This is a genomic window from Streptomyces sp. NBC_01006, assembly GCF_045162725.1.
GTDB lineage: Bacteria > Actinomycetota > Actinomycetes > Streptomycetales > Streptomycetaceae > Streptomyces.
The window spans coordinates 1,314,750-1,327,086 of the sequence record NZ_CP108700.1; the positions used below are offsets into that span (position 1 = coordinate 1,314,750).

General features: G+C 76.4%; 8 protein-coding genes. 3 read left to right on the forward strand and 5 right to left on the reverse strand.

What is annotated here, in order from left to right; genetic code table 11:
* Window positions 1-151 precede the first annotated feature (151 nt).
* The gene (locus tag OG509_RS05870; RefSeq protein ID WP_406180700.1) at window positions 152-2,143 is read left to right on the forward strand and encodes an ABC transporter permease; all 1,992 of its coding nucleotides are present in this window, start codon (window positions 152-154) and stop codon (window positions 2,141-2,143) included.
* Between the two features lie 11 nt (window positions 2,144-2,154).
* Here OG509_RS05870 and OG509_RS05875 read toward each other — a convergent pair whose 3' ends face one another.
* Window positions 2,155-4,818 carry a phosphodiester glycosidase family protein gene (locus OG509_RS05875; RefSeq protein ID WP_406180702.1) on the reverse strand — a complete coding sequence of 888 codons (2,664 nt, stop codon included), beginning with the start codon at window positions 4,816-4,818 and terminating at the stop codon, window positions 2,155-2,157.
* Between the two features lie 454 nt (window positions 4,819-5,272).
* Between OG509_RS05875 and OG509_RS05880 the strand changes: the two genes are divergently transcribed.
* Window positions 5,273-5,965 carry a DUF4328 domain-containing protein gene (locus OG509_RS05880; protein WP_406180704.1) on the forward strand — a complete coding sequence of 231 codons (693 nt, stop codon included), beginning with the start codon at window positions 5,273-5,275 and terminating at the stop codon, window positions 5,963-5,965.
* A gap of 27 nt (window positions 5,966-5,992) precedes the next feature.
* Here the strand turns inward: OG509_RS05880 and OG509_RS05885 are convergent, their stop codons facing one another.
* Window positions 5,993-8,062, reverse strand: a complete 2,070-nt coding sequence (locus OG509_RS05885) for a SpoIIE family protein phosphatase (protein WP_406180706.1) — start codon at window positions 8,060-8,062, stop codon at window positions 5,993-5,995.
* Between the two features lie 53 nt (window positions 8,063-8,115).
* A complete protein-coding gene (locus tag OG509_RS05890) occupies window positions 8,116-9,375 on the reverse strand; it encodes a DUF6777 domain-containing protein (protein WP_406180708.1) in 1,260 nt (419 codons plus the stop codon).
* 97 nt (window positions 9,376-9,472) lie between these two features.
* On the opposite strand from OG509_RS05890, the gene OG509_RS05895 reads away from it, so the two are divergent.
* Entirely contained in the window at window positions 9,473-10,783 is a 1,311-nt protein-coding gene (locus OG509_RS05895; protein ID WP_406180710.1) for a streptophobe family protein, read from the forward strand.
* A gap of 7 nt (window positions 10,784-10,790) precedes the next feature.
* Here OG509_RS05895 and OG509_RS05900 read toward each other — a convergent pair whose 3' ends face one another.
* Both OG509_RS05900 and OG509_RS05905 read right to left on the reverse strand, forming a co-directional pair.
* Window positions 10,791-11,750, reverse strand: a complete 960-nt coding sequence (locus tag OG509_RS05900) for a serine/threonine-protein kinase (protein ID WP_406180712.1) — start codon at window positions 11,748-11,750, stop codon at window positions 10,791-10,793.
* The gene (locus OG509_RS05905) at window positions 11,747-12,331 is read right to left on the reverse strand and encodes a hypothetical protein (protein ID WP_406180714.1); all 585 of its coding nucleotides are present in this window, start codon (window positions 12,329-12,331) and stop codon (window positions 11,747-11,749) included. The genes OG509_RS05900 and OG509_RS05905 overlap by 4 nt, the downstream gene beginning before the upstream one ends.
* Between the last annotated feature and the right edge of the window lie 6 nt (window positions 12,332-12,337).

Genomic DNA, 12,337 nt, shown 5'->3' on the forward strand with positions numbered 1-12,337 from the left:
GGCCGCCAGGATCGAGAGGGACTGCCTGGTCCGGGGGGACGGGCGGTCCCTTTCGGCGTGTCCCCGCCGACGCGCCGTACTCCCGTACTCCCCACGCTTCCCGTACTCCCCGCGCTTCCCGTCCCCCCGTACGCTTCGGCCAGGAACCCACATGAGCAGACACCGCACCCGCACCCGGCCCCCCGTGACCCTGGCGCTCCCCGCGCTGCTCGCCGTCGCGTTCCTGCTGCTGCCCCTCATCGGCATCCTGACCCGCACCGAGTGGGGCGAGGTCGGCGCCCACCTCACCAGCCCGGGCGTGGTCCAGGCGCTGCGCCTGTCGCTCTTCGTCTCCCTGTGGGCGCTCGGCCTCTCACTGCTCCTCGGTGTGCCGCTGGCCTGGCTGCTGGCCCGTGTCCCGTTCAAGGGGAAGGCGTTCGTCCGCTCGCTGGTGCTGCTCCCGATGGTGCTGCCGCCGACGGTCGGCGGCGTGGCGCTGCTGCTGGGCTTCGGCCGGCGCGGACTGCTCGGGCCCGGGCTGGAGGGCACGTTCGGGATCACTCTGCCGTTCCACACGTCAGGGGCCGTCGTGGCGGCCACCTTCGTCGCCATGCCCTTCCTCGTCATCAGCCTGGAGGGTGCGCTCGGCGGCCTCAAGCAGAGCTACGAGGAGACCGCCGCCTCCCTCGGCGCCTCGCCGGTCCGGGTGTTCTTCACCGTGACCCTGCCGATGGTGGCGCCCGGCCTGATCGCGGGCGCCGCCCTCACCTGGGCCCGCGCGCTCGGCGAGTTCGGCGCGACCATCACCTTCGCGGGCAACCTCCCCGGCACCACCCAGACCCTGCCGCTCCAGGTGTACCTGCTGCTCCAGGACGAGCCGGAAGCCGCCACCTCCGTCTCGCTGCTGCTGCTCGTGATCGCCATGGCCGTACTGATCGCCCTGCGCGGCCGCTGGACCGGAACCCCGGCCGCCGCCAGGCCCGCCGCGGCGCCGGAGATGCCGGACGAGGTGGCGGCCGCGGCCCCCGGGACCGAGCGGACGCCGGGCGCGCCGGTGCCGGCGGACCTGCCAGCCGGCCTGTCCGCCGCCCTGCCCGACGGCCTGCCCGCCGCCCCCGACGACGGTGGCCACTGGCCGCTGCACGCCACCGTCACCGGCTTCAACGAGCTCACCCTGGACGCCGAGCCCGGCACCACCATCGCCGTCGTCGGCGAGAACGGCGCCGGCAAGACCACCCTGCTGCGCGCCCTGCTCGGCCTCACCCCGCGCGCCCACGCCGAACTCCGGCTCGGCGACACCGACGTCACCGAGCTGCCCCCGCACAAGCGCCAGGTGGCCTGGGTCCCGCAGGACGGCGCACTGTTCCCGCACCTGAGCGCGCTGGCCAACACCGCGTACGGGCTGCGCGCCCGCCGGGTGCCGCGCGCCGAGGCCCGCCGCGAGGCGCAGCTGTGGCTGGACCGGCTCGGTGTCGGCCACCTCGCCGCCCGCAAGCCCGCTCAGCTGTCCGGCGGCCAGGCCCAGCGCGTCGCCCTGGCCCGCGCGCTGGCCGCCCGGCCCCGCCTGCTACTCCTCGACGAACCGCTCGCCGCCCTCGACCAGACCACGCGGGCCCGGGTCCGGCACACCCTGCGCACGCACCTGGCCGGCTTCGGCGGGGTCTGCCTCATCGTCACGCACGACCCCGTCGAGGCGGTCTCCCTCGCCGACCGGGTCCTCGTCCTCGCCGGCGGGCGCACCCTCCAGGACGCCCCGCCCGCCGAGGTCACCCGCCACCCCCGCTCCCCCTGGGTCGCCCGGATGCTCGGCCGCAACGCCTGGTCCGGCACCGCGTCGGCCGACGGCCTCGTACTCGCCGCCGGGGGCCGCCTGGTGGTGGCGGAGGCGCTGCCCGAGGGGTCCCCGGCGCTGGCGATCATCGGCCCGGAGGCGGTGTCGGTGCATCGCGACCGCCCGGCCGGCAGCCCGCGCAACGTCTGGCAGGGCTCCGTACGGGAGATCACCGCGGTCGGCAGCCGACTGCGCGTGCTGGTCGGCTCGGCCGAGGCCCCCGACCTGGTCGCGGAGATCACCCCGGAGGCCGCGGCCGAACTGGGCCTGGTCGACGGCTCGAAGGTGTGGACCAGCGTGAAGGCGACCGAGGTCACGCTCGTCGAGCTCTGACGCGTACGGGTTCAGGGCGTGTGCCGGACCGAGAGCCAGTCCCCCCGGGCGAAGGCGTCGACGCCGACCAGGGTCCGGCCGGTGCGCGGGGCGGCCACCGACAGGACTCCCTCGGAGCGGTCCGTGGCGAACTCCGGGGCACCGAGGGTGAGTACGGCGGCCCGTTTGCCGGTGGTGCGCCGGAACTCGGCGAGCAGACGCCCCGCCAGGGCCGCCTCCTTGAGGTCCACGCGGTCCGGCGCGTACGCCCGTACGACGGCCAGCGCGCCCGTGTCCGGCTCCCGCGCGGCGGCCGCCAGGGCCTCCCGCAGGGCCCGGATCCGGTACAGGCCGCCTCCCCCCAAGGTGGGCTTCGCGGTGTCGAGCGACAGGAACCGCACACCTCGGTGCACGAACTCCGGCCGGTCGGCGCCGGTCAGCGCGAAGTCGGCACCGCCGTCCCCGCCCCCGACGGCGAACCGCCAGGGCCGCGCCCGGACCCCGGCCTCGGTGGCCACGACCGGATCCCGGACCACGGGCACGGCGGCGGGTCCCGTCGGCGGGGTCCGGGCGCCGAGCGTGTCGAGCGCGAGCCGTCCGGGGCCGGTCCCCCCGACCGCCGAGAGCCGGGCCACGGTGAGCGGCGGCCGGGCGGTGGCCGGGAGCGGAAGGGTCACCTCCCGCCAGCCGGTCCAGTCCGCGGCGGGCCCGCCCACGGTGACGGCGGCCCCGTCCGCGTCGGCCAGTTCCACGGCGGGCCGGGCCCCGGAGCCGTCACCGCCGACCCAGAGCGTGAGCGAACGGGCGAGCTCCGGCACGGGCAGGGGGCGCGGCGGAGCGGCACTCCCCTGCGCCCCGGCCCGGGGCAGATCCAGGGCGAGCCCCGCGCCCGGATGCCCCCCGGCCACGGAAGCGCCCGCTCCGGTCCACTCCCCGGCGTCGGCCAGATCGGCGAGCGGCAGGGTCACCAGCCCGACGCCGAGCGGGATTTCGACGGCCGCGCCCGGCGAGCCGCCGGCCGCCCGGACCGTGGCGCGCAGGTGGCCCGTGGCCTGGGGGACGCGGGCGGTGACGGTGAAGCCGCCCCGGCCGTCATCGGCGACGCTCCACCGGGACCGGTCGAACTCCAAGGCCACGTCCCGGGGTTCCACGACGGCGGCGGCGCCCTGCACGTCGTACCCGGTGAGCCGGAATCCGGCCTTCTCCCCCTGTTCCGCGAGCCCGATCCGGGCCGGCGTGGGCCGGATCCGGGTCAGCGGGCCGAGCACCTCAAGCGGCAGCGCGCCATGCGCCGTCGCGCGCCGGGCGTGCGCCGTCGCACGACCGGGGCGCACGGCGTGGAACACCCCGCCGGAGTCGACCCGGCCGGCCCCCTCGGCGTACCACACCGGCGCGCCCGGGGCCGGGCCCAGCAGCGCGTCGTACCCGGTGGCCGAGAGGGTCCGGGTGAGCCCGGGGAAGACCCGGGTGAACTCCTCGGTGGTGCCGCCGACGGGCTCGATCCGGTACCCGGCGGTCCGGCCGGAGCCCGCCGGGGCCGTGAGGACGAGCCCGTTCGCCACGGGCCGCGGCCGCCCGTCCGACGGGGAGTTCTCCAGTGCCAGGGCCGTTGCCCCGCTCAGCCCCGCGAGCAGGGTCGAGGAACCGCCGCCGTCGAGGTTCATGGCCTCGTACGCGCCGAGCCGGTGCATCAGCCCGCCCAGCGCGGTCAGGGTCAGGCCGCCGCTGTCCCGCTGGCGGCCGTCCACGGTGAGGATCCGCAGCCGCCGCCCGTCGCGCGAGAACCCGACGGCCGTGCGCGGCGCGGCGGTGTCGTTCGGTTCGCCGTCGTGGTTCTGCGGGACACCGGCCACGACGAGGGCCTCGCGCCCGCCGACGGCCGCCACCGGGGTCGGTCCGTCGCCGCCCGGGACGGCGCGGGCGGCGACGGCCACGGCGTCCCCGGGCCGCAGGGCGGCGAGTTCGGCGGCGGCCGGCTCGCCGGCGGCCGCCGACAGCAGCGTGGTGCCGGGTTCCGGACGCTGCCGGCGGGCTGCGCCTCGTACGGGCGGGGCCGCGGCCGTGACCCGGCCGTCCCGGACCGCCACGGCGGTACCCAGGGCGGGCAGCTCCGCCCCCGGCCAGTCGGAGGTGTACGCGGACAGGCCCCCGGCGGCCGGCCGGGCCGCGTTGTAGCCGGTCAGCGGGCGCACCGCGCCACCGGGCAGGGTGACGCTCCCGTCGAGGCCGAGGCGCAGGACCCGGCCCCTGCCGTCGGCGCCGAACCCGACGGCCGGGGCCTCGCCGGGCCCCGGACCCGCGGAGTGCAGCAGTCGGCCGCCGCCGAGGCCGGGGCCCAGCGGTGCGCCCGTACCCCGGATGTCGAAGAAGTCGCCGTTCACGGCGGCGACCACGCGCCGCCCGGACCCGGCGGGGTGGCGGGCGGCGGACTCGGCGACGGTGGCCGGGCCGTGCCCGCCCAGGTACTCGGCGTGCACCCCGCCGCTCCCGCCGAGGTCGACGAGGAGCTCGTCGATCCGCAGCCAGCGGTCGGCCTCCAGCCGGTCGTACGACTCCAGCCGGATCCCGGGGGCGATCTGCCGGCCGGTACGGGCGGTCTCGATCCCGTCGGACCCCGCACCGGCGGCGAGCGCGGGGGCGGGGGTGACGAGGACGACGGTGAGCAGGACGGGCAGCAGCGGACGCAGGCTCAGCACCCAGGCAGGATCGGCCACTCGGCCCGCCCCGGGCGGGCACGACCGCCCGCGCCCCGCGGTTTCAGCCATTCGCCCGTCATTCGGCCCGCAGAAAGGATTTGGCCGCCGGATGCCGGGCTGGCAAGGTTCGAGCGTGCCCGCCGCAGGTCAGCGGGCATCCGCATCTCAGTCGCATGTTCCCGTGGGGGGTACACACCGCATGTCCTTGAACGAGCCGCAGGGCCCGCCGACTCCACCTCCGGCTCAGCCGCCGGCCGAGGCCACGGCCACGGCCGTATCGCAGCCCCCGGCCGAAGCCAAAGCCTCAGTACCGGCACCGGCACCGTCGCCGGAACAGCCTCAGCCGTACCCGGCGCAGGCCCAGCCGGCCCAGCCCTACCCCGGACAGCCCTACCCCGGACAGCCGTACCCCGGCCCGCCCCAGCCCGGGTACCCCGGCGGCCCGTACCCCGGCATGCCGTACGCCGCTCCGTGGCCCGCCACCGACGTGCTGCGCTCCCCGCGCGGCCTGGCGGTCGCGGTCACCGCGCTGCTGGGGGTCGCGGCCGCGGTCAACCTGTTCTCGGCGGCCATCAGCGGGTACGTCTTCTCGCTCATGAAGCGCGTGAGCGCCGACCCGGCGGACGTCGGCCAGGGCACGCTCGACCGGTCGGACATCCTGACGGCGGTCGCCGGCTTCCTCCAGGCCCTGATCCTGCTGGCCACGGCGGTCGTCTTCATCATCTGGTTCCACCGCGTGCGCGTGAACGGCGAGATCATGCGCCCCGACGCCTTCGTCCAGAAGCGCGGCTGGGCCATCGGCGCTTGGTTCATCCCGATCGGCAACCTCTTCCTGCCGTTCCAGATCGCCAAGCAGACCTGGACCGCCAGCACCCAGCTCGGGCCCGACGGCTCCTTCCGCGAGGTCTCGGCCGCGCCCCTCAACGCCTGGTGGGCCCTGTGGGCCTCCTCGCTGGTGCTCGACCGGGTGTTCAGCTTGATGTACAAGGGAGCCGACACCCCTGAGGCCCTGCGCGACGCGTCCGCCGTCGGGATGGTCACCGACCTGGTGACGGTCGCCGCCGCCGTCCTCGCCATCGTCTTCGTCCGCAAGCTGACGGCCATGCAGACCACCAAGGCGGAGCAGGGCCCGTACGCGGCGGTCTGATCCGCCGCCCGGTGGCGCCCCCGCACGTCACGGCGCCACCGCGTGCCCCGGTACGGCGAACTCGCACCACACGCTCTTCCCGCCGCCCCGGGGCTCCACGCCCCATTCCTCGGCCAGCCGGTCCACCAGCAGCAGGCCGCGCCCCGACACCGCCCAGTCGTCCGCCTCGCGCCGGCGCGGCAGGGCGCTGCTGGAGTCCTCGACCTCGATCCGGATCCGGCCCTCCGGGGTCAGCCGTACGTTGACGTGGCCGCCGCCGTCGGTGTGCACGAGGGCGTTGGTCATCAGCTCGTCCGCCGCCAGTTCGATCTCGTCGGCCCGGTCCGCGGCGCCCCACGCGGCCACCGCCGCGCGGATCAGGTGGCGCGCCATCGCCGGGCCGTCGGGGTCGCCCGGGGCGAGCGGCAGGCGCAGCGGGCCGCCGCCGCGCGGGACGGGGGTGCCGCGGCGGCGCAGCAGGAGCAGGGCCATGTCGTCGCCGACGCCCGCGTCCCCGACCAGGTCGCACAGGACGTCGGCGAGCTCCTCGACGTCCACGGGCCCGGCGCGGACCGCCTCCATGAGCTCCTGCATCCCTGCCTCGGGGGCGCCGTCCGGCCGTTCGAGCAGGCCGTCCGTGCACAGCACCAGGGTGTCCCCGGGGTGCAGTTCGAGGCTGGTGACGGGGTAGCCCGAGCCGACTCCCGGCTTGTCGCGCGACGGCAGCCCGAGCGGGAGTCCGCCGGCCACCGCGATGCGGTGGCAGCTGCCGTCGCCGCGCCGCACCACCGGTTCGAGGTGCCCGGCGCGGACCAGCTGGAGCCTGCCGGTGTTCAGGTCCACCTCGGCGTACGTACAGGTGGCGTACCGCTCCGTATCCAGCTCCCGCAGGAAGGTCGAGGCCCGCGCCATGGCCGTGCCGGGGGTGTGTCCCTCGGCTACGTACGCGCGCAGGACGATCCGCAGCTGGCCCATGACCGCCGCCGCGTCCGTGTCGTGCCCCTCCACATCGCCGATCATCACCCCGACGCGGCCCTCGCCGAGCGGGACCACGTCGTACCAGTCCCCGCCGATGTCCCGCCCCATCCGGGCGGCCCGGTACCGTACGGCGATCCGCGCGCCCGGCACCTCCGGGATCCGGCGCGGCAGCATCGCCCGCTGCAGACCCTCCGCCAGATCGTGCTCCTGCTCGAAGAGGATGGCCCGCTGGAGGCTCTGCGCGATGCCGCTGCCGAGCGCGACGAGCAGGTTCCGCTCCTCGGCGGTGAAGTCTCCGTCCCGCGTGTACAGCAGCCCGAGCGCGCCGACGGCCCGGCCCTGGGCGATCAGCGGCAGGTAGACGCCGCTGCGCACGGAGAGCGGCTCGATGTACGGCCAGAGCTGCGGGTAGTGCTCCTGGAACTCCTCGCGCGAGGCGATGAACACCGGCTGGAGGTTCCGTACGGCCTCGCTCATCGGGAGCCGCGCATCGATCCGGGTGTACTCGATCTCGGGGACGTACGAGCCGAGCTGCCCCTCGGCGACGAGGTGGATCCGGCCGCCGTCGACGATGCCGAGCATCACGCTGACAGCGCCGAGGTGGCCGAGGGCCTCGGGGTCCTTGAGGACGTCGGTCACGTCGTTGACGGTGCGGGCGTGGGCCAGGATCGCGCTGGTCCGCTCGACGACGCCGGTCATCCGGCGCCGCCCCTCGGCCTGCTCCCCGCCGGCTCCGGGCTCGCCGGGGTCGTGGGCGGCGTCGCGCAGGATCCCGATGATCCGGTACGGGCGGCCGTTGGCCTCGCGCAGGATGTGGCCCTGGATGTGGGTCCAGACCGGGGTTCCGTCACGCAGGCGGGTGCGTACGTACGCCCCGTAGTGGCTACGGCCGTCCTTGAGCGCCTGCGCGACCCGGGCGTCGAGCCGGACCTCCTCGCCGGGCGGCACCCGCACCCGCAGCCCCTCGGGGGTGCCGGTGAACTCCTCGGGGCGCAGGTCGAGGACCTCGAGGGCGGTGGGATCCAGATGCATCTGCCCACTGTCGAGGTCCCAGTCGAAGGTGCCCATGCGGTTGAGCGCGAGGCTCATGTCCGGCTGCGCGGGCCAGTCGACCTCGGGGCTCGCTCCCCTTTCGGCCATGCAGCCAGGGTCTCACCGTTCCCGGACGCCTGCCCGCACAGGCCGCCCGCCGGTCAGCCGGCGCCGTGGGCGGACGGCGCGGCGGAGTCGGACGGGTTCCCCGGCGGGGGCGCGGACGCGGGCTTGGACGCGGGCTTGGACGCGGGCTTGGACGCGGGCTTGGACGCGGGCTTCGACGCGGGCTCGGACGGCGGCTCGGACGCGGACGGGGACGCGGACGGGGACGGCGGCGGGGGCGAGGACTCGGGCGCCGACTCGGCCGGGGAGCGCGAGGGGGTCGGCGGGGTCGGGGACTGCGCGGAGGTCGCGGGAGCGGGGTGCGACGGTGTGACCGGCGCGGGCGGGAGCACCGGCGGCGGCACGGGCTTGTCGTGCTTGCCCTGGTGGTCGCCCCGGTCCCGCGCGAACCAGCGCCCGTCGTGGTGGTCGTAGACCACGAACTCGTGGACGACCGTCACCGACGGCACGATGGCCACCACCTTCGACGGCTGGTACGAGCTCCACGGCTGCCCGTGCCGCTTCGGGTCGGCGGCCAGCGCGACCGGGGGCCCGAGCGGGTTGCCGCACGCGCACCGCACCCGCGGCACCCCCCGGTCGTCGATCAGTACCGCCGTCCCGGCCTGGAGCACCGCCTGGAAGCCGGTGGCCTTCCCGTCGTGGTAGCCGTGGTTGGTGACCCGGGTGTCCGTGCGCAGCTGGACCGGGGTGAGCGCGCGCAGGTATCCGGGCACGGACTCGGGCCGGATGCCGAGCGCCGAGGCGAAGGCCCCGTTCTTGGCGGGCTGGGCGGACAGCAGCCGGACCTGCTTCTCGACGTCGCAGCTCGCCACGGACCGGGTGCCGCCGTACAGGCCCGGCGCCGAACCGCTGATGCTGCGCGTGGCGGTGGTGCCGGTGCCGGGCGTGGCGCTCTGCGCCGACGGCGCCGGGCTCTGCGGCGGCTCCACCGCCTCCTGTGTGGCGGTGGACTGCGTGAAGGGGGCGGGGCCGGTGGCGGAGGCCGGCTGGAGGAACACCTCGCCGCGGGCGGAAGGGGAGCCACCTGGCCGGGTCAGCACGACGGCCAGGACCACGGCGGCGGCCACCGCGACGAGTGCGCCGGCCACCCGGGGTACGGATCGCCACCAGGGCCCCTTGGCGGGCGGCCCCGGCGGCGTCCCTCCGGCCGGCGGGGCCGGCGGAGTGGGCGGCGGGCCCTGCCGCCCGCCCGAGAGGGGGCCGGACGGCGGACCGGTGGGGCGCGGGCCCGGCGGCTGCGAGGACTGCGTGGGCCGCTGCGGCTCCTGGCCGGGGCCGGAAGGTTGCGTGGTCACGGGCTCTTCTTCCAGGCGGCGGAGTTCCGGTCCCTGCGGACCATTGTGTGCGTCGTCCCGGTGGTGGCCGCAAGCCGAGCGTGCCTACGGTTGCAGCGTGAGCGAGAGCAGTCCGTCGTCACCGGGTCCGGTACCACCGCGCTCGGCATCCGGGGCCTCGGCGCGGGCATGGCGGGACGCCCTCGTCGCCGTCGTGGCGGGCTTCGCGGTGATGGCCGCCGTCGCCGCGGCCGGTCTGGCCTGCGCGGGAGCGACCGGCCTGCCGGGCGGCGCGTTCCCCCGGGTGGTCGCGGCGGTCGTCGTGATGGCGGTCGGCGGATCGGTCGAGGTGACGGGCGGGGCCGGGTTCCTGGCCGAGGCCGACGCGAGCCTGTCCGTACTCCCGCTCTCGGTGAGCCTCGCCGGGGCCCTCACGACCGGCTCCCTCTTCCTGCGCCCCCTGCACAACCGGGCGGTGGCCCGGCCGGGGGAGCTCCTGGCCCGGGCCGGACCCTTGGTCCTGCTCTGGCTGCTCGCCCTCACCGGCGCCGCGCTCCTCGCCCGCCACACCTTCGGGATCGCCACCGGCGACTCCCCGGTGGCCGACCTCGGCGAACTCCTCGACGTCTCCCCGACGGTGGGTTTCCGGGCGGCCCTGCCCGCAACGCTCGGCTGCGGGCTGCTGTGGATCCTGGGCCTGCTGCTGATCGCCCTGCTGGTCTCGCGCCGCGCGCCGCTCCCGGCCGGCCTCGTCCGCTTCCACACGGCGGTGCGGCCCGCCGCGTTCGCCACCGTGGCGCTGCTGCTCGCGTACGTGGTCCTCGGCATCGGCGTCGGTCTGGTGGTGGCCGCCACCCAGGGGCACGCGGACCGGACCTTCGCCGTGATCCTGCTCGGCCTGCCGAACCTCGCCTGGTTCGCGCTCACCCTGGGGTTCGGCGGGGCCTGGGAGGGCAAGGTCGAGGGGCCGTTCGGGCTGCCGATGCCGCAGTTGCTGGACGAGGTGCTGCGCGGGCACGACCTGTCCCGGGTCGATGTGGCCTCGCTCGCGCAGCGGGACTCCCGCGCCTGGTGGCTGGTGGCGGTCGCCGTCGTGCTGCTGCTCGGCACGGGCTTCCTGGCCGCCGTACGCTCCCCGGCCGGCGTCCGCGCCTGGCAGCACGCGCTCCATCTGGGCGTGGCCCTCGCCCTCGCCACCCTGATGGTGTGCCTGCTGGCCGGTGTCCAGGCCCGGTTCGGGCTGTCGCTGCTGGGCATCGGGGACGTCGGCGGGCTCGGCGGCAACGTGGAGCTGCGCCCGGTGCTGTGGCGCAACGTGGGCCTCGCCCTGGTCTGGGGTGCGCTCGCGGGCTTCCTGGGCGCGCTGCTGGCCCGCCCGGTGCACCGCCGCGGTCTCGTCGAGAAGCCGCCTGTCGCCACGGAGAAGTGACCGGTTCTCAGGCGGCGCCTCTGGTGCCTTCGCCCCGGAACACCGGCAGCGCCCAGCGCGGTGGCGGGGGTGGGGCGCCGGGCGGCGCAGCCGCCCGCGCGCCGGCCCGGCGCAGCGCCCCCGTGAACTCCAGGCAGCTGCTCCACCGGTCGTCCGGGGATTTGGCCAGGGCCTTCGCCAGCACCTCGTCCACCGCCGCCGGCAGGCTCGGCCGCCGTGAGCTCACCGCGGGCGGCGGATCGAACTGGTGGGCCCACAGCAGCGCCATGTCGTCGTCCCGCCGGAACGGCGGGCTGCCGGTCAGCATCTCGTAGACGACGCAGCCCAGGCTGTAGACGTCGCAGCGGGCATCGACCGGCTTGCCGGAGATCTGCTCGGGCGCCACGTAGTCCAGGGTGCCGACGAACTGCCCGACGCTCGTGAACCCGGTCAGTGACAGCGACTTCTTCGTCAGCCCGAAGTCCGTCAGGTACACGTGCTCGGGGTGCTCGCGGTCCGTCCCCTCCGCGACCAGGATGTTCCCCGGTTTCACGTCCCGGTGCACCAGGTCGTGGGCGTGCGCCGCGTCCAGCGCCGAGGCGACCTGGCCCGCGATCCGGGCCGCGGTCTCCACCGGCAGCGGCCCGGTGCGGTCCAGCAGGGCGCGCAGGTCCTGTCCGGGGACGTAGCGCATCGCGATGTACAGCAGCCCGTCGGTCTCGCCCGCGTCGAAGACCGGCACGATGTGCGGGTGGTCGATCGCCGCGGCGACCTTCGACTCGTGGGCGAAGCGCTGCCGGAAGACGTCGTTGCGGGCGAGTTCGGGGGCCAGCAGCTTCAGGGCGACCGGCCGGTCCAGCCGCAGGTCCCGGGCGAGGTAGACGACCGCCATGCCGCCGCGGCCGATCTCGCTCTCCACCAGGTATCCGGCGATCTGCTTGCCGCGCAGGTCGGAGGGGCGCCCGCCGAGGGGCTCGGCGGCCGTCACGGCCCTGCGCTCCCGGGCGGGGTCACGATCCGCGTGGGCTCATGTCCGACCGACGGCTCCGGCGGCTCCGGCTCGGCCGGGACCCCGGGCCCCTCGCCGACCGCGTACGGCACGAGGCCGGTGCCGTCCCCGTACATCCAGCGCCCGGTGGCCTCCTCGTACAGCCAGACGGACTCCCCGTCGACCACGATGCCGGCCCGCAGTCCCCGGGTCGCCCGCCGGAAGGCCTCGGCGTCCGTGCGCCCCGAGGCGAGGTCGGCGGCGGCCTGCCGGTAGCGCTCCAGGGCCTCGGCCCCGTGCGCGAGCAGCGGCAGCGGGTCCTCGGCGCGCGACGTCGGCCGGCCTCCGGTCGGCGGCGGCTCGGGTACGGAGACCAGGAGCCGCGCGTCCACCCAGGCGGACCAGCCGTTGGCGCACAGGATCTGCCCCCACTCCCCGCGCCGGGACAGCAGTCGTACGGGCAGGAAGGGGTCCAGGGCCGCGGTCGGCCGGGAGAGGTCGGCTTCCTCCCAGGCGGACAGCCCCTCCCGGGGGACCACATGGGTGGGGTGGAACTCTGCGGGACCGGTCGTACTGGTCATCGGCGG